This is a genomic window from Pseudomonas sp. WAC2 (assembly GCF_030403525.1).
Lineage (GTDB): Bacteria > Pseudomonadota > Gammaproteobacteria > Pseudomonadales > Pseudomonadaceae > Chryseomonas > Chryseomonas luteola.
In genome coordinates this window covers 70,078-86,745 of sequence record NZ_JAUEPD010000007.1, presented here as the reverse complement: position 1 = coordinate 86,745, position 16,668 = coordinate 70,078, and the positions used below count along the sequence as shown (strand labels likewise).

Annotated in this window: 16 protein-coding genes; 10 read left to right on the top strand and 6 right to left on the bottom strand. The window is 55.3% G+C overall.

Features of this window, described 5'->3' with window-relative positions:
- Positions 1-48: 48 nt before the first annotated feature.
- Positions 49-519, bottom strand: a complete 471-nt coding sequence (locus QWJ10_RS15895; RefSeq protein ID WP_125888364.1) for a 3'-5' exoribonuclease — start codon at positions 517-519, stop codon at positions 49-51.
- Between the two features lie 59 nt (positions 520-578).
- Between QWJ10_RS15895 and QWJ10_RS15890 the strand changes: the two genes are divergently transcribed.
- Positions 579-1,199 (top strand): flavin reductase family protein, encoded by a 621-nt coding sequence (locus QWJ10_RS15890; protein WP_125888363.1) that lies wholly within the window; start codon positions 579-581, stop codon positions 1,197-1,199.
- A 193-nt stretch (positions 1,200-1,392) separates the two neighbouring features.
- Here the strand turns inward: QWJ10_RS15890 and QWJ10_RS15885 are convergent, their stop codons facing one another.
- Complete coding sequence (locus QWJ10_RS15885) at positions 1,393-2,835, bottom strand: heavy metal sensor histidine kinase (RefSeq protein WP_125888361.1); 1,443 nt, start codon at positions 2,833-2,835, stop codon at positions 1,393-1,395.
- Positions 2,808-3,503 carry a heavy metal response regulator transcription factor gene (locus QWJ10_RS15880; RefSeq protein ID WP_125888360.1) on the bottom strand — a complete coding sequence of 232 codons (696 nt, stop codon included), beginning with the start codon at positions 3,501-3,503 and terminating at the stop codon, positions 2,808-2,810. Before QWJ10_RS15880 ends, QWJ10_RS15885 begins: the two co-directional genes overlap by 28 nt.
- Positions 3,504-3,642: 139 nt before the next feature.
- On the opposite strand from QWJ10_RS15880, the gene QWJ10_RS15875 reads away from it, so the two are divergent.
- The 4 genes from QWJ10_RS15875 (at position 3,643) to QWJ10_RS15860 (ending at position 6,334) form a co-directional block, all read left to right on the top strand.
- On the top strand, positions 3,643-4,266 hold the full coding sequence (locus tag QWJ10_RS15875) for a hypothetical protein (RefSeq protein WP_289927920.1): 624 nt from the start codon (positions 3,643-3,645) through the stop codon (positions 4,264-4,266).
- A 53-nt stretch (positions 4,267-4,319) separates the two neighbouring features.
- Positions 4,320-4,943 carry a cytochrome b/b6 domain-containing protein gene (locus tag QWJ10_RS15870; RefSeq protein ID WP_125888358.1) on the top strand — a complete coding sequence of 208 codons (624 nt, stop codon included), beginning with the start codon at positions 4,320-4,322 and terminating at the stop codon, positions 4,941-4,943.
- Positions 4,936-5,712 carry a molybdopterin-dependent oxidoreductase gene (locus tag QWJ10_RS15865; RefSeq protein ID WP_289927915.1) on the top strand — a complete coding sequence of 259 codons (777 nt, stop codon included), beginning with the start codon at positions 4,936-4,938 and terminating at the stop codon, positions 5,710-5,712. The genes QWJ10_RS15870 and QWJ10_RS15865 overlap by 8 nt, the downstream gene beginning before the upstream one ends.
- A 346-nt stretch (positions 5,713-6,058) precedes the next feature.
- Positions 6,059-6,334 carry a hypothetical protein gene (locus QWJ10_RS15860; RefSeq protein ID WP_289927913.1) on the top strand — a complete coding sequence of 92 codons (276 nt, stop codon included), beginning with the start codon at positions 6,059-6,061 and terminating at the stop codon, positions 6,332-6,334.
- Here QWJ10_RS15860 and QWJ10_RS15855 read toward each other — a convergent pair whose 3' ends face one another.
- Complete coding sequence (locus QWJ10_RS15855; protein ID WP_289927911.1) at positions 6,335-7,459, bottom strand: metallophosphoesterase; 1,125 nt, start codon at positions 7,457-7,459, stop codon at positions 6,335-6,337.
- Between the two features lie 221 nt (positions 7,460-7,680).
- On the opposite strand from QWJ10_RS15855, the gene QWJ10_RS15850 reads away from it, so the two are divergent.
- The 5 genes from QWJ10_RS15850 (at position 7,681) to QWJ10_RS15830 (ending at position 14,611) form a co-directional block, all read left to right on the top strand.
- Positions 7,681-8,424 carry an SDR family oxidoreductase gene (locus QWJ10_RS15850; RefSeq protein WP_019365713.1) on the top strand — a complete coding sequence of 248 codons (744 nt, stop codon included), beginning with the start codon at positions 7,681-7,683 and terminating at the stop codon, positions 8,422-8,424.
- Positions 8,425-8,621: 197 nt separating this feature from the next.
- A complete protein-coding gene (locus QWJ10_RS15845) occupies positions 8,622-9,287 on the top strand; it encodes a 4Fe-4S dicluster domain-containing protein (RefSeq protein ID WP_289927909.1) in 666 nt (221 codons plus the stop codon).
- A 37-nt stretch (positions 9,288-9,324) separates the two neighbouring features.
- Complete coding sequence (locus tag QWJ10_RS15840; protein WP_289927908.1) at positions 9,325-11,955, top strand: molybdopterin-dependent oxidoreductase; 2,631 nt, start codon at positions 9,325-9,327, stop codon at positions 11,953-11,955.
- Positions 11,956-12,234: 279 nt separating this feature from the next.
- The gene (locus tag QWJ10_RS15835; RefSeq protein ID WP_019365709.1) at positions 12,235-13,911 is read left to right on the top strand and encodes a Na+/H+ antiporter; all 1,677 of its coding nucleotides are present in this window, start codon (positions 12,235-12,237) and stop codon (positions 13,909-13,911) included.
- A 355-nt stretch (positions 13,912-14,266) separates the two neighbouring features.
- Positions 14,267-14,611 (top strand): hypothetical protein, encoded by a 345-nt coding sequence (locus tag QWJ10_RS15830; RefSeq protein ID WP_289927904.1) that lies wholly within the window; start codon positions 14,267-14,269, stop codon positions 14,609-14,611.
- Positions 14,612-14,613: 2 nt separating this feature from the next.
- Here the strand turns inward: QWJ10_RS15830 and QWJ10_RS15825 are convergent, their stop codons facing one another.
- Both QWJ10_RS15825 and QWJ10_RS15820 read right to left on the bottom strand, forming a co-directional pair.
- Entirely contained in the window at positions 14,614-14,952 is a 339-nt protein-coding gene (locus QWJ10_RS15825) for a hypothetical protein (RefSeq protein ID WP_010798266.1), read from the bottom strand.
- A gap of 121 nt (positions 14,953-15,073) precedes the next feature.
- Positions 15,074-16,618 carry a sensor domain-containing diguanylate cyclase gene (locus QWJ10_RS15820; RefSeq protein ID WP_289927899.1) on the bottom strand — a complete coding sequence of 515 codons (1,545 nt, stop codon included), beginning with the start codon at positions 16,616-16,618 and terminating at the stop codon, positions 15,074-15,076.
- Between the last annotated feature and the right edge of the window lie 50 nt (positions 16,619-16,668).

Below are 16,668 nucleotides of genomic sequence, written 5' to 3'. Positions count from 1 at the left end.
CACCCTGCATTATTCTACTGATATCGTCGATAGCCTGTAGACTGGCACTTAACGTCTGGTAGCTGAAAGATACTGTTCAGCTACCAGACGCGCATCCAGCAGTGCGTGGTGAGGCACCTGCTCTTCAGCAATTGCCTCGGCAAGATCGGGTATCAGGTCATAGCTATTACGGGGCGCGTTACGCACATTGGCAGGCCACTTGCCATGGCGATATGCCAGTTGACTGAAGAACTCCCAATCCCACAGTGGCGCATCACAGCACACGATGACCTCCTCATCAAAGCGGGATAGAAACTGCCATAGCGCATCCCTGGCGTCAGGCACACTCATGCCATACTGCACAGGGTCCAGCTGCGGCAGCACAATTTCAATGACAAAGTCAGAGCAGTCTGCAAGGTCCCAATTCTGCGGCAATTCAACATAGAACTCGGGGCCGTCTGGAACAACCAGCGCCAGCGAAATCAGTCTGGCTTGCGCAGTAAGAGTGGTGAACTCTGTATCAAGAAAAGCAAATGGCATTGCGTCACCCCGAGCTGGTGTGTGTCAGTATGTAATCATCTAGTCAGGAGAGGCTGTCGATGTCTGAACACGTTCATTTCTACGAACCCGCCAAAGGCCATGATCTGCCCCACGATCCCTTTAATGCGATCGTCGGCCCACGCCCGATTGGCTGGATTTCCTCTCACAACGAGCAGGGGCAATTGAATCTGGCGCCGTACAGTTTCTTCAATGCCTTCAACTATGTGCCGCCCATTATCGGCTTTTCCAGCATTGGCTATAAGGATAGCGTACGTAATATCGAGCGGACGGGTGAGTTCTGCTGGAACCTTGCGACACGCGCACTGGCGGAACAGATGAACACCAGCTGTGCAGCGGTAGCGCCGGAGGTCAACGAATTTGAGCTGGCCGGGTTGACGACTGCACCCTCACACGTGATCTCGGTACCACGTGTTGCCGAAACCCCGGTGTCCTTCGAATGCAAGCTCACTCAACTGATCCAACTGCAAACCGCAGCCGGGGATTCGGTGGAAAGCTGGCTGGTGTTGGGCGAGGTGGTCGGCGTACATATCGACAGGTCACTGCTGGTCGACGGGGTCTATCAGACTGCGGCCACACGGCCCATCCTGCGCGGGGGTGGCCCGGCAGACTATTTCGAGATTACCGAAGCGCAGCTCTTCAAGATGTACCGGCCGAAATAAATACCCAATAATTATTCAGCGCAAACGAAAAACCCCGCGCTTGGCGGGGTTTCGTCGACCTTACTCAACATCCTGTCAAGTTGCCATCCTGGCGTGGTCGTCGTCCTTGAGGTGCGATGAGCGCTTCCTGCGCTGCATTCCGATATGTGTAGATTACGCAGATGCTGCATGCAGGCCTAGCGCCAACCGACTTCTATCCGTGTAAGCCTTTTGCCATAGGTGCCGTCAGTATGGACTCGCGCTTTGGAGCCACATGGGGAAAGCGCAAGGTAAAGCAAATGTGCCGATGCTCATCCTGCTCGACGCTTGCACTTCCCCCATGCAGACGCATGATGGCTGCTACAATCGCCAGTCCAAGCCCGTTGGATTCCGAGCCATGCCGTGCCGCATCACCTCGGTAGAACCGATCAAACAAGCGCTCCAGCTGACGAGGTTCGAGCATAGGGCAGCTGTTCTCTACCTGGATCCATTGCTCCTGTCCTTTTTGCAGTGTACGGATATGGATAACGGAACCTTTGTCCGCATATCGAATGGCGTTGGCAACCAGATTGCTCAGCGCACGGCGCACCATCATCGGATCAGCCTCCAACTTCCCGTCGCCTTCAATACTGAGCCGTAGCTCGCGCTCTTCGGCCAACCCTTCGAAGTAGTCCGCTATACGCTCCAGCTCGTCTGCGAGCGCCAGGGTTTTGTAATCCAGTACCGCCTGTGCATCATCGGCGCGGGCAAGAAACAGAATGCTCTCCACCATGCGTGAAATACGCTCCAGCTCTTCCAGATTGGAGGCGATCACACTTTGGTACTCATCCAGAGAGCGAGGTTGCTGCAACGTAACCTGGCAGATTCCCATCAGCGAACCGATAGGCGTACGAATCTCGTGGGCAAGGTCCGCCGAGAACTGCACCAGACGCTGATAGCCATCCGCCAGCCGATCCAGCATACCGTTGAACGCTGTGGTGAGTTGATCCAGCTCCTTGGGCGTATTGGCGGGGTCGAGTCGACTGTTCAATCGCGCGGGTGTGATTGTTGCGGCATGGGCTGCCATTTCACGAATAGGCAGCAACCCTCTGCGCAGCAATAGATAGCCCAGAATAGCTGTCAGCAGAAACGCCAGCACTACGGCGCCCAGGATGCGCTCACGGAACGTATCAAGCATGGCCATTTCCTTGACCAGCAAATGAGCCGCCACGACACGAACCGAGGTATCCCCGGAACGGACTTCAGCCGCCGCCGCGCGCAAGGGAGTATTGTCCGGCGCAACACCACTGCGCAGGTCATCCAGACTTAATGACTCGTCACTGCCGACCACAGGCAAATCCGGCAGTACGGCCTGCCTGGGATTGACCATGACGATAGGCTGTCCCTGCTGGCTGATGATGAAGACATCCTCCTCGTTACCCAGCATGTTCTCGAACAACTGCGGATTGCGCTGCAGATCCGCCAGGTTCAGGTCATACCTCAACAGTTTACGAAAGTGGTCGACCCGGCCCAGTACGGCGTAATCGCTGCGCTCCAGTAGCGTGTGCTTCAACGAGCCGTACAGGTAGACGCCCGCGCCGCCCACGGTAAGCATCGCGACAACCGCAAAGGCCAGGGTTGCCCGGAGGGTTACAGAAGGCTGTCTTCGGGTGCGCATGGCCGAGCCTCACAGACGTAGCCAATGCCGCGTACCGTATGGATGAGTTTGATGGAATAGGGTTGGTCGATCTTGCTGCGTAGTCGCTTGATGGCTACGTCCACCACATTGGTGTCGCTATCGAAATTCATGTCCCACACCTCCGACGCAATCAAGGTACGCGAGAGCACCTCACCTTCACGGCGCAGCAGCAGATGCAACAATGCGAACTCCTTGTTGGTCAGCGTAATCACCTGCTGCTGCCGCGTGACGCGCCGCCTGAGCAGATCCAGCTCCAGATCTGCCAGGTGATAGTGATCGACCTCACGTACAACGCCACGTCTGAGTAGCGTACGGATGCGCAACACCAGCTCGGTAAACGAAAACGGCTTGACCAGATAGTCATCCGCGCCCAGCTCAAGGCCGCGGATACGGTCCTGCACCTGATCGCGGGCAGTAAGAAACAGGACGGGCACGTCGTGCTTCTTGCGCAGCACTTCCATAATCTGCCAACCGTCGATGCCAGGCAGCATGACGTCCAGAATGATCAGGTCATAGTGCTGCTCAAGCGCCAGGTGCAGGCCGTCCGCTCCATGCTGGGCCCAATCCACCGCATAGCCCGACTCACCCAATCCTTTCTTCAGGTACTCGCCGGTTTTTGTATCGTCTTCAATCAGTAATAGGTGCACAGATGCTCTCCTGCGATCCGTTGATTCTAACGAGCACGACGACGACGGTGGATTACATTTTTGTCATTCCCCCGTCATCTTCATGACCCCTTCCCTGCGCGAGCATTACTCCTGCAACCTATCCCAGAAGGATTCGCCCATGACCAAGAATCTGTTATCCACTGCCCTAGGTACCTTGTTACTGGGCAGTACGCTGCTTGCCCAGGCCGCCGCCCCCGCAGGCACCGCCATGCCGACTGTCAAGCCGGTTCGCGGAACAGTAGATGCCGTTCAATCCAATATGCTGAATCTCACCACTCGCAATGGCCAACACCTGTCGGTTGCATTGACTGACAAGACATCTTATCGCCTGGTCTCTCCGGCCAAACTGGACGCGATCGAGCCCAACAGCTTTGTAGGTTCCGCCGCCATTCCGCAGCCGGACGGCAGCCTCAAGGCACTGGAAGTTACCGTATTTGAAGCCAGCCTGCGGGGTACTGGCGAGGGTCACTATGGGTGGGAAAATGCTGATGGCTCCGCTGGCACTATGACCAATGGCACTGTGGGCGAACTTAAAAACGCCAATGGCCGTACGCTGACGGTTCAATACAAGGGCAGCGAAAAGCAGTTGCATGTGCCTGAGGATGTGCCTATCGCTTATGTCGAGCCCGGTAAGGTGGACGAACTCAAGCCTGGGACCAAGATCGTGTTGTTTCCTGATGCTGATGGCAAGACCGCCAAAGGTGTTGCGATCGGTAAAGACGGCTACACCCCACCCATGTAGTCCCGCTGAGGCGCACCGGAGCGGTGCGCCTACCCTCCTATCGGAGATGACCCATGACGCATCCGACTACCACGCGGCGGCTGGTGCATACCTGGCCGGTACGCCTGACTCACTGGATCAACGCCCTTGCCATGCCCTGCATGTTTTTGAGCGGATGGGGTATCTACAACGCCTCACCGCTATTCGGGTTCGCCTTTCCGACCTGGGCTACCTTGGGCGGCTGGCTGGGTGGCTCCATTGCCTGGCATTTCGCGGTCATGTGGGTCCTAGTGATCAATGGCGCCCTCTATGTGCTGTACAGCCTCGCCAGCCGACACTTTCGTCGGGACTTGTTGCCCATAGGCGTCCAGGCCTTTCGCCAGGACCTTATGGATGCGCTGCGCTTTCGGCTAGCCCATCGACTGGGTACGTATAACGCTGTGCAGCGGCTGATGTACTGGTTCGTACTGGCCATGGGCGCTCTGGTCGTACTGTCGGGTCTTGCAATCTGGAAGCCCGTACAGTTGCAGGCCTTGGCCACTCTGTTCGGTGGATTTGACCGGGCACGCTATGTCCACTTCCTTGCCATGGCTGGGATCGGCGGGTTTGTGATTATCCACCTGACCCTCGTCATGCTTGTCCCTCGCACTTTTCTTCCGATGATCACCGGTCGGGCCAAGGAAACGCATCATGAGTGAGCGCAAAACTAGGAGTGAGCGCAAAACTAGAATTCACCTTGAGCCAGCGCAGCATACGCAATTGGTTAACCTGCAGCGTCGACTGTTCCTGCGCTCCGGTCTTACCGTTGGCGCCATGGCCATACTGACTGGCTGTAATCTTCAGGATGGCGATCAGGTAGACAAGGTGCTCTGGGCCCTGTCCCGTTGGAATGATCGGGTTCAGGCCTGGTTGTTTGGCGGCCAGCGTCTGGCGCCGGTCTACCGGGAAGACCAGATCACTCACCCCTTTCCTTTCAACGCCTTTTACCCTGAATACAATGTTCCTGACGTAGACTTGAGCGATTATCGCCTTGAGGTCTCGGGGCTCGTACAAAAGAAGCAGCCCTGGACGCTGGAAGCGCTGCGGCGACTTCCTCAGCGCAGCGACATTACTCGGCTGATCTGTATCGAAGGTTGGAGTGCCATTGGTCAGTGGAATGGCGTACCGCTCAAGACCTTTCTCGAACACATCGGTGCTGACACCACGGCAAAGTATGTTGCCTTCAAGTGTGCCGACCGCTATTACTCCAGCATCGACATGGCCACTGCCCTTCATCCACAAACCCTTCTGGCACTGGACTTTGGCAAGACACCGTTACCGCCCGACTACGGCTACCCGCTTCGCCTGCGCGTACCTACCAAGCTGGGCTTCAAGAACCCCAAGCATATTGGCGAGCTGTTTGTAACCAACCAATACCCGGGAGGGTACTGGGAAGATCAGGGCTACAATTGGTTCAGCGGTATTTGAAACCCAGCATTCTGCCCTTATATTAAGAGCCAGCCATATGATGCGTACCGTATTTGCCTTTGCGCCGGTACGCCTCTTTTCAGCGTCATGCTGCGCTTGTACGGGTTAACGCCCTTATTCCTAGAACAATCCCAATACCGCCTAGGCTGGCATCGACCAGGTCTGAACCTGTCGTACGTCGACGGCCCGATTCAAGTATCGGACAGCCGTGCCGTCATAGAGCATATGGGCATCGAGCTTTCAGACCTGATAAATCAATCATGCCGCTCCTGAACAAGAGCGCAGCATTGTTGCTGAAAAGACCGACCGGGCCTTATTTATCCAACGTCTTTTCAAAGGTTATTTCATGCACAACTTACTCGCCTCGAAGAACGCGCGCTATTACGCACTCGCGCTAGTCTTCCTATTTTGCGGCACGCTGGCACTGCTCGGCCTGCTAGGTTTTTTCGACCCCTTCAAAACGCATCATCTGATGCTGAACAGTGCAGATAACCGCAGCGACATCATCATCTGGATGCTGCGCAAAGTATCCTGGTTCCTGTTCATGGCGGTGTCTTTCAGCGGATCACTTCTGTTCCTGGATGCAGCGGTTACGCCAGCAACCGCCACGTCCGACAAGTGATCAGCGACGCGTGGAGACCAGCCGAATGCGGGTGATTTCAGAGGGCGCGCCAAAGCGAATCGGCGGACCCCAATAACCTGTGCCGCGGCTGATATAGACACAAAGCCTTCCCAACTGATGGATACCGGCCACCCACGGTTGCTGGAAACGCACGAAATGCATCCACGGCCAGAACTGCCCTCCATGGGTATGTCCGGAAAGCTGAACATCAAACCCCGCCTCGGCTGCCAGCTTTGCTGAGCGTGGCTGATGGGCCAGAAGAACCTTGGGCACGTTGTTCGGCGCACCCTGGAGCGCCGCCTGCGGATCGCTTTTGTGCTGCGGCACAAACATTCCGGCGGAATAATCCGTAATTCCCGCCAGCACCAGCTCAGCCCCGTTGTGAGCAATCACCACGTGCTCGTTGAGCAGTACCCTGAGCCCTATGTGTTTCAAGTGGCTTACCCACTCCAAAGCACCTGAGTAGTACTCATGATTGCCTGTCACCACGTACACACCGTAACGGCCTTTTAGTTCGGCCAGTGGCTGAATGTGCTCGGCCAGCTGCTTCACAGAACCATCGACCAGATCCCCTGTTACCGCTACGACATCGGCGTCAAGACGGTTCACACGTTGAACGATGGCAGAAATATAAGATCGGTGAATTGTCGGTCCGACATGGATATCGCTGATCTGAGCGATCGTAAAACCTTCCAGGGCTTTCGGCAGGTCTTCGACGGGTAATTCAACGTCAACGACGTTTGCAATTCGTCGTGCATTGAAGACGCCCAGCACCGTGAAGAGCAGCACCAGACCTATGACTGCCTCGGCAGAGCGTTCTGTGACCGCCTCGGAAAGCGCGCCAGGAAATAACATGAGCACAGCGATCAGCACACCGCGCAACAGGCTTAGCACGGCCAGGCTGGAAAAGACTCCCATGGCCAGCAGACCTGCCCAGGCCAGCCAGGGCATGCGCAAACTGCGCGAGCGAAACCCTAATGGCACCAGGTAGCAGGACAGCGCCAGCAAAAGCGCGGCAAGCAACTGCCCTACATCGTTAAGCGGCAGATGGGGAATCAGCGTCACGCCGACATAAACATGAAGCAAAATCAGGATGACCGGCATCGTCCAGCGTGAGCGAAACATTTAAAGATCCTGTTCTAGAGCATTCAGGTAAGACCACAACGTTGCGGAAACATAACCGCGTTATAGGCAGCACACCAGCAGAAAGCCGCTGATAGAAACCGGTTCCATGATTGCAACAAACGACCGGCCTTCTGTTTCCCTGGCCTGTAGGAGACTTCAATAGAACCTATGCCCGTTCGTGTTGTTCTTTATCCAAGGCTTAAACCCCAAGGAGACAGGCCATGAGCAATAACATTGAAGGCAAGATCGTTGTGATTACCGGTGCCAGTAGCGGGCTGGGCGAGGCAACGGCCCGACAGTTAAGTCAGATGGGCGCAACCGTTGTTTTGGGCGCGCGCCGTCTGGAGCGTATCCAGGCCTTAGCTGATGAAATCAATGGCAACGGCGGCAAGGCGCTTGCCATGAAGACTGACGTAACCGACAGCGCACAGGTCAAGGCACTGGTCGAAAAAGCCATCGCCACCTATGGCCGCGTCGACACCCTATTGAACAACGCAGGACTCATGCCGCACTCCCCGCTTGAGCGGCTCAAGATCGAAGACTGGGACCGCATGATCGACGTCAACGTCAAAGGTGTGCTTTACGGCATTGCTGCGGTACTGCCCCACATGTCTGAGCGCAAGGCCGGTCATATCATCAACGTATCGTCAGTAGCCGGACACAAGGTGCGCGCTGGCAGTACGGTCTACTCTGCGACCAAGCATGCCGTACGCATCATCTCCGAAGGACTACGCCAGGAGGTGAAGCCCTACAACATCCGCACCACCATCATTTCTCCAGGCGCAGTTGCTACAGAGCTGCCAGACAGCATCACCGAGCAGGACGTCGCCGAAAACGTCCGCAAATTTTATGAAATCGCTATTCCGGCCGACTCCTTCGCGCGAGCCGTCGTTTATGCCATGAGCCAGCCGGATGATGTAGACATCAACGAGATTCTCTTCCGTCCTACGCTTCAGGACTACTGACACTGCTCCAATGGGGTCTTGCCTGCAAGACCCTGTTTCACCCTGCGCTATCCCATCAGTTTTTTGACGTCCTGCCTAGCTGTGCCACAATTTCCGTCTTTACCGCTTACGCCCTGACTGAGATTGCCCGTTTCGTCTGGATCAGACCAGACGTTCCGGTGCACGAATCACTTATAAATAACACTAGAAGGTTTGGTATGGAGGACATCTCCCCCCAATGGCGCATGGCAATCGATTTGGAGCGCTGTATCGGTTGTCATGCCTGCTCGGTCGCCTGCAAGGTCGAAAACCAAGTGGAACTTGGCCACTTCAGAACCAAGGTCTATTACTACGACCAAGGCGAATTTCCTCACACACAGCGCAGCTTTCTTCCGGCCTTGTGCATGCAGTGCGCCGATGCACCCTGTATCAAGGCGTGCCCTACGCATTCCATCGAAAAGGGCAAGGACGGCATTGTTCGAATCAACGTGGATACGTGTGATACCTGGGGCAGCTGCGTAACCGCCTGCCCATACGGCGCCCTGCACATTGATCCGGTCCAGTGGGTCGCCGACAAGTGCGACTTCTGTAGCCACCGCCTGGAACAGGCCATGCAGCCCGCCTGCGTCGAAGCCTGCCCAACCGGCGTACTGGTCTTTGGTGATCTCAGCGATGCAGCAAGCCCTGTCGCGCAGTTCTACCAGAAGCGCGGAGCCGAGCTGGCCAGCCTCAAGCCTGAACAGGCCACTCAGCCGCAAGTTCTCTACCGAGGACTGGATCGCGTTGCGCCTCGTACCATCGAGACCAAGCTGCCATACGGACGCAACCACGATCCGCATTCCTACGAGATCGATACGTGGGCGGAGCTCGGTACGCCTACCTGAACACGCTTGCGTCCTGTCCCTTTTCGAGTATGAATCAATGAAACGTCGCACGTTCATCAAATCCGGAATGGCAGCGCTCGCGCAGCTTAAACTAGGTGAATACATCTATCTGGGCGTAGGTACCGCCGTTAGTGCCGGTGGTGTCGCTGCCGCACTGGCCATGGATCCACCGCCCCGCAAGACCAGGCATGACTACAGTCAGGCCAAACGCGTCAAAAGCGTATGCCTGAACTGCTCCACCGTATGCGGTATCGAAGGCTTTGTCATTGATAACCAGGTCGTCAAGATTCGTGGCAACCCTCTCGATCCGAACATGGATAGCTACATGACCTGTGCCAAGGGTCAGAGCGGGCCGACGATCAATGACTATCCCGAGCGACTGCTTTATCCTCTGAAGCGGGCGGGCGCTCGGGGCGAAGGCTTATGGCAACGGATTAGCTGGGACGAAGCTTATACAGAGATTGCCTCGCGCATTCAGCGCAGTATCGATGCAGGGCACCCCGAACGGGTCGCCTTGCATGCCGGACGCTCTCGCATCGATGCGGAAATTAAGCGTTTTTTAGGCGCTATAGGCTCACCCGTGCAGCTCAACCATCGCGCCTTGTGCTCGGCCAGCAAGCGCGGTGCCAACTACATCAGCCTAGGCGACACCGACTGGGAATCTATCGATGCCGAGCGCTGCCGATACTTTCTGAATTTCGGCTCTAATTTTTATGAGGCCCACCAAGGCGGTCTGCATTTGGCCAAGCGTGTGGCAACCGCCCGCTTCGATCATGGTGCCAAACTTGTAACCTTCGACGTTCGCCTATCCAACACTGCTGGCCGCAGCGATGAGTGGCACGCGCCTTTTCCCGGTACCGAGGGTGCCATTGCACTCGCCATGGGCCATGTCATCATGCGCGAGGGTGAATACGACCGCAGGTTCATGGAGCACTTCGTCAACCTGAGCCTGAAAGAAGTCCATGCCTTCCTTGCCCCTTACACGCCTGAATGGGCGGCCCAGCAGTCAGGGATAGCCGCCAGCGACATCGAACGCCTTGCACTTGAATTTGCTCGCCAGCGCCCCGCTGCTGTGGCGTTTACCAACCGGGGGACAGGCGCCCATTACAATGGACTCAATGCTGAACGCGCTGTGGTCATGCTCAATGCCCTGGTTGGCGCTGTAGGCCAGCCGGGTGGTTATTGCTATGGCCTGGAAGAAAAGCTCAGCGCCACTCGCTACCCGCAGCCGCAACCTGTGCCGCCCAAGCCGAAGCTGAGAACGGATCTGGAAGATCCGCCCGAGTGGCCACTGGCCAACCGCTGGCAGGAGATGAAGGTGGGCCAGATTGTGTATGACTACATCCGCCAAGGCCGCGCCAAGGTTGATGTGTATTTGTCCTATACGATCAGCTCCCCTATGACCTGGCCTGAGGGCCGCTCGACAACGGTCGAGGTGCTCAAGGATGAATCCCTGATCCCTTTTCATGCCTGCTCCGACGTAGTTTATTCAGAGATGGCCCATTACGCTGATCTGATCCTGCCGGATGCGACCTATTTGGAGCGCTGGGGGCTTGATACCCGTAACAGCCTGGAGCTCCAGCACTTCGTTACCTTGCGTCAACCCATGGTGCAGCCGCCGGGCGAGGCACGTAGCTATGCCGATGTGCTGTTTGATATTGGCCGACGCCTCGGCCCGGAACAGGCCAGATACTTTCAGTTTGGTGACCACGAGGCGTTTGTCCGACACCAATGCGCCAATATACCGGCTGGTGGAGAAGCTGATGGCTTCGAGTACATGAAAAAGCATGGCGTATACGTCGACCGCAGCGCTCCGAAAAGCTACGAGGTACATCGCCGCCGCCTTACGCCTGAACAGCTCCGCAACACGAGAGTCGACGAAGCCACGCAGGTCATCTACACGGCCAATGCGGCCGGCCAGGAAAGTGCTATTGGCCTAATGATCGAAGAGGACGGGATTCGCACAGCAGTCAGAGGTTTCCAGACACCCTCTCGCAAATTCGAGCTGTACTGTCCGGAGCTGGTCAAGGTCGCTACGACACTCGGCATTACCGATGACGGTCTGCCCAGTTATATCCCTATTCCTGCGCACCAGAACCTGCCGGAAGACCGGTTCATCCTGACCAGCTTCAAATGGAATGTGCATACTCAAGCCCGGACAGCCAATCAGAAATACCTGACGGAAATCGTCCATGACAATCCCATGTGGATCAACGCATCCACTGCCGCGTCACTTGGCCTTAAAACCGGCGACTGGGTTGAATTGACCACCTACCGCCCGGTCAGCGGCCCGCATGGTGACCAGGCCTATAAGGGGACAGGTGAGCCTGTAGGCTCCGAGCGTGTTCGTATTTTCGTAACCCAGGGCATACATCCTCGCGTGTTTGCGGTATCCAACAGCCTTGGCTATCTCGTATCGGGTCGCGCTGCCCTTGCACGTCAGGGCGAGCGCAATACCGAAGCGACACTTGGCCAGCAGGGTTATGGAGGGACTCCAGAACAGGATGACCTAAGCACCTCGCTCTGGTGGGATGAACGCCAGGGCGGCCGCGGTAACGGTTACAACGTGAACCGAATTATTCCCATCAACCCACAACCGCTCATTGGTAACCAGGCTTGGTTCGATACAGTTTGTACGATTCGCAAAGTCGAAGGTAGAGAGGCGTGAAAAGGCAGGCAGGGCCTAGGCCATGCCACAACGCACGCGACAATGCGTTCATGGACATCGCGATAAATAACTAATAAAGTCTAATCGGTACGGCCTTGCTTATAGCCAAAAGCTATGTCAAGGCTATCTCGACTGCAATCCATTCTGGCTTCAACACCTTAAGCTGTACCTTGCCGTAGTTATGCTTCCCTGCGTTTCCCTCTAGCATTCATACGCCTCGTCCCGCTCGAAGGTTTGATTAGCCATCAACCCTTTCCCGCAGGTTGATTCGCCTTACCCATGAATACCGTTTATCTCGTTCTGATTCTGCTACTGGTAGCGTCTGCAACCGGTGTGGCTGCCCGCTTCCTACCCGTACTTCCGACACCGCTGGTTCAAATTGCATTTGGTGCCTTGCTGGCCTGGCCTGCCGGCGGTCTGCATGTGGAACTTGAGCCTGAAATCTTCATGCTGCTCTTTATTGCTCCGCTTCTCTTTGCCGATGCGCGACGCTTCCCTCAAAGGGAGTTCATGATTCTGCGAGGTCCTATCCTGGCGCTGGCCCTGGGTCTGGTGTTGATGACAGTGGTTGGTGTCGGCTATGTCGTGCATTGGATATTCCCTCACCTGCCCTTGCCCGTCTGCTTTGCGCTCACTGCCATTCTGTCCCCCACCGATGCCGTGGCGGTGTCCGCCATTTCCGGTCGTCTCCCCGTTCCACCGCGGCTCATGCATATCCTCGAAGGCGAATCGTTGATGAACGATGCCTCAGGCCTTGTGGCGTTCAAGTTTGCAGTTGCGGCAGCGCTTACCGGCGCGTTTTCCATCATGGATGCCACTGTGGGCTTCTTCATGATCTCGATAGGTGGTCTCGTCATCGGCGCGGCCATGGCCTTTGTTTTCAACTTCATCAGGACGCGCCTGATCGAGCGCCGACTGGGCGAAGCTTCAACGATCCAAATCGTGCTTCTACTGCTTCTGCTGCCCTTTGCAGCTTATCTGGTGGCTGAGCATTTCAATATGTCGGGCATCCTGTCCGCCGTAGCTGCGGGGATGGTCATTAACTATAAGGACCTGAAACGTCAGGACCAGACCAGCTCACGCATTCAAACGCGCAGCGTTTGGGACATGCTTGAGTTTGTGCTCAACGCCCTGGTCTTCCTGCTCCTAGGTTTTCAACTACCCGAAATCATCGAGGGTGCCCTGCACTATGCGGAGCAGAATGGCGGTACGCTCGAATTCTTCAAGCTGCTAGGTCTGGTCGGCCTGATTTCCCTATCATTGTTTGCCATGCGTTTTGTCTGGATTCTGGGCGCAGCCCACCTGCCTCGCCTGCTGTCCAGGCGTGAAGCCAGACCCAGGGTATCGATGCGCGTCATTCTTGCGGGTAGCCTGGCTGGTATCCGTGGCACGGTAACCTTGGCAGCAGCGCTCTCCTTACCGGTCGCAATGAATGACGGCACTCCCTTTCCAGCACGAGAGCTACTTATCTTCCTGGCTACCGGCGTCATTATGTTTACCTTGATTGCCGGCAGTATCGGCCTTCCCCTGGTGCTTCGGAATCTGCACTTGCCAAAGGACACTAAGGCGTATGAAGAGGAACGAACAGCCCGCATTCGCGGCGCTGAAGCGGCTATTCGTCGAATTGAAAGCTACCGTCAGGAAAAAGCCAAGAAACTGGCCGAGCACAAGGGTGATGAAGAAATCATCATTGCGTTCAATGACGTTACGCTCCAACTGATGGACTACTACCACAAGCGACTGGAAATCAATAATGTCGAACTCTCCACACCTGTCCTGGAAAGTCGCCGGGAGCTGGAGCGTGAAACCCGTCTGGAAGCATTGAAAGCTGAGCGCCATGAGTATTACAAGTTGCGCAGCAAGCACATTATCAATGACAACACCTTACGCAAACTCGTGCGTGAGGCAGACCTGCTTGAGACCGCCTTGGGCAGCAACACTGAAAAATCTCATTAGATATCGCTGACACTGATGTCCCATGGGAGCCTGAACCGGTCCTGCGGGGTTGCCGATAACCATTGGATTTTCTTAAGGCAAATAAAACCCCGCCGAGGCGGGGTTGTCAGTAATGCGGTTCTAACGGTGCTGACTAAGCTCATAGGAGGTGATGAGATTGCAGTTTCAAGATATCCCATCCAACCAAAACAAAAGCTGAACAGCCTTTAATCTTCTAGGGTGAGCCAAACGTGCAGACATCAAGGCGTTATCTGAGCGCTTTGGAACCTAGATCAAAATGATATAAAGGCAATTAGCCATTACCATTAACCCTGTGATCTAATAACCTACATTTATTGTGGAATGGAAGATCATCTTGAGTTTCACTCATGCCAGCAAGGATGCCAGCAAGTTTCGTATCGACAGTGCTGTAGCGGCCATCGATTCAGCACGCTTTCAGACATATGTCTCTGAGGTTTGCCGTCTGGTCTTGGTGCTCGATGGCAGTATTCATCCTGAATACGCAGACAAGGCACGTTATCTGATAGACCGGTTGATCCAGATCGACACTGAACTTGAAGCGCTGCTCGGTTCTGCCAAGGCGCTGATAGCCGAATCCAGAAACTATCAACGCCCAAAGCCGACCCCTGATCATGTAGAGCCGCCTTTGCAACCAGGACTGGACATACGCCCCTTCTCAGACGGCAGACGACTCGACTGAACTCAGGACGTTGCAGCTCGCATGGTGGGGCCTGGCTTGGGTAACACCCGCTTGCGCCATGTCGCCAGTTTTTCAAGCGTAATGCAATCCTGCCAGTCAGCGAGCGCAACGCCTTGGTCAGCCAAGCGCTCACGTAAATCCTTCAGGTAATGATGCAGGACGATGGGGTTGCTGAAATAAGCACTGTTCAACGGCTCGGAACTGAACAGGATGCCATTTTCCTTATCGTGAACCATGAAGCTGAAAGTTCTGTACGCCTCACCTTGTTTAAAGACGCAGCGAAGAGGCGCCAGGGCGTATCGGATCTTTCCACAAATGGCTTCGTAACGTAAATGTTGCATAGGTCCCTGCCCAACTACAGATAACTAGGTTGCGCAAAGACCTTACAGATGAGAATTAGTTCAATTTAAACAATAAACTAGGCTGTAATCTTATAGCAAACTCTCATCTACGCCATGCAGATTATGCTTGATGAAAAGGCTCACGGTTCGCCTGAACCTGATTTCTGCCGTCACGTTTGGCACGGTAAAGTGCCTGATCCGCGTTCATGATGAGTTTCTTGCCGGAACACTCATCGCCACGACTAGGTACATACGCATGTACACCGCAGCTGACCGTTACATAGCCGGTTGGATTACCAGGATGCGCCAGCTTGAGCTCTCGTACGTTTTCACGAATCCGCTCCGCAACCAGAACGGATCCATCCAGATCGCTTCCTGGTAGAAGTACCGAAATCTCTTCGCCACCATAGCGAACAGCAACATCGCTGGGGCGGTTGAGGCTTTTCTGAATGGCTTTGGCGACACGTTGCAGACAATCGTCGCCGCCTGGATGGCCAAAGAGATCGTTATACGTCTTGAAGTAGTCGATATCGATCATGATCAGACCGACCGGATGAGAATAACGAAGCGCGCGTCCCAGCTCCGCAGGCAGCAACGTATCCAAATACCGTCTATTGGCGAGACCGGTCAGACCATCGTGCATGGCCAGCTTTTCAAGCTCCTGTTTGGCACCGACCAGATCAGCCTCTGCCTGTATGCCATGTTGAATCTGCCTGAGCAGTAAAAGCCCAAACATCGTCATGCCTAGCAGCATCAGCGCCACCATGGCAACGGCTCTGCGCGTCTCGTCAGTCCAATTAGCCAGAACAGCTTTTTTGGACAAGGCGGCACCCATCACCAATGGATAACGCTCTAACTGGCGATAACCGTACATGCGCTCAACGTTATCCACGGACGCACGGACCACCGCGACACCTACAGGTGCGCCGGGAAGATAATTACTGAAAATCGGACCTTGCTGAATGCTTTTGTTAACGTATTCATCTTTGAAAGGACGTCGGGCAATGATCGAGCCATCGGTCAGGGCAAGAAAGATCGCGCCCTCGTCATCAAGCTTGAAACTGTCATAGAACTGTTGGAAATAGCTCATCTTGACCGTAGCCAACACGATGCCACCAAAGCTTCCATCAGGCTTGTTGAAACGCCGCGAGATCGGAATGATCCAGTTGTTGGAAGAGCGGCTGCGCACGGCATGATCAATGTGCGGCGTTAGATTGAAATTGGAGACATGTTGCTTGAAGTAATCACGGTCCGCATTGTTGCTATTGGCCGGTATCGTCGGAAAGGATGTCGCCAGCCAACTGCCCTTTTCATCATAGACGAACAGCCCTTCAAGCTGTGGAAGCTCCTGCACATGCCGTCTGAGCAGCATACTCATCCGAGCCATATGCTGGGCGCTGGTGCCATCTATCTCCATACGCTCCTGCAGACCGAGCAGTACGGCATCAGCCTCGGTGAACGTATCTTCGGCATGCTGGGCCAAGGACTTGGCAAGGTTGGAGGTCATGACCTCGCCCTCGCTGATCTGGACATTCCGCGAATTCCAGACCTGCCAAGCCGTCAATGCCACCATTGACAGGCAAACCGTGACCAAAAAGAGAATCGTCAGGAGCTGTAGCGGTAACCGCTTGGCCTTCGAGTCGTACCCATTTTCGAAATCAAGCATATCTAGGCAAACCTGGAAGACCAAAAGCCTGAAACAAAGATTGCATACTG

What these genes read in the sequence shown, in the direction of transcription:
- QWJ10_RS15840 (WP_289927908.1), top strand. Translation starts at nt 9,325, where the DNA reads ATGAAACGTCGCACGTTCATCAAATCCGGAATGGCAGCGCTCGCGCAG.
- QWJ10_RS15890 (WP_125888363.1), top strand. Translation starts at nt 579, where the DNA reads ATGTCTGAACACGTTCATTTCTACGAACCCGCCAAAGGCCATGATCTG.
- QWJ10_RS15875 (WP_289927920.1), top strand. Translation starts at nt 3,643, where the DNA reads ATGACCAAGAATCTGTTATCCACTGCCCTAGGTACCTTGTTACTGGGC.
- QWJ10_RS15820 (WP_289927899.1), bottom strand. Translation starts at nt 16,618, where the DNA reads ATGCTTGATTTCGAAAATGGGTACGACTCGAAGGCCAAGCGGTTACCG.
- QWJ10_RS15870 (WP_125888358.1), top strand. Translation starts at nt 4,320, where the DNA reads ATGACGCATCCGACTACCACGCGGCGGCTGGTGCATACCTGGCCGGTA.
- QWJ10_RS15850 (WP_019365713.1), top strand. Translation starts at nt 7,681, where the DNA reads ATGAGCAATAACATTGAAGGCAAGATCGTTGTGATTACCGGTGCCAGT.
- QWJ10_RS15835 (WP_019365709.1), top strand. Translation starts at nt 12,235, where the DNA reads ATGAATACCGTTTATCTCGTTCTGATTCTGCTACTGGTAGCGTCTGCA.
- QWJ10_RS15895 (WP_125888364.1), bottom strand. Translation starts at nt 519, where the DNA reads ATGCCATTTGCTTTTCTTGATACAGAGTTCACCACTCTTACTGCGCAA.
- QWJ10_RS15885 (WP_125888361.1), bottom strand. Translation starts at nt 2,835, where the DNA reads ATGCGCACCCGAAGACAGCCTTCTGTAACCCTCCGGGCAACCCTGGCC.
- QWJ10_RS15855 (WP_289927911.1), bottom strand. Translation starts at nt 7,459, where the DNA reads ATGTTTCGCTCACGCTGGACGATGCCGGTCATCCTGATTTTGCTTCAT.
- QWJ10_RS15860 (WP_289927913.1), top strand. Translation starts at nt 6,059, where the DNA reads ATGCACAACTTACTCGCCTCGAAGAACGCGCGCTATTACGCACTCGCG.
- QWJ10_RS15825 (WP_010798266.1), bottom strand. Translation starts at nt 14,952, where the DNA reads ATGCAACATTTACGTTACGAAGCCATTTGTGGAAAGATCCGATACGCC.
- QWJ10_RS15865 (WP_289927915.1), top strand. Translation starts at nt 4,936, where the DNA reads ATGAGTGAGCGCAAAACTAGGAGTGAGCGCAAAACTAGAATTCACCTT.
- QWJ10_RS15845 (WP_289927909.1), top strand. Translation starts at nt 8,622, where the DNA reads ATGGAGGACATCTCCCCCCAATGGCGCATGGCAATCGATTTGGAGCGC.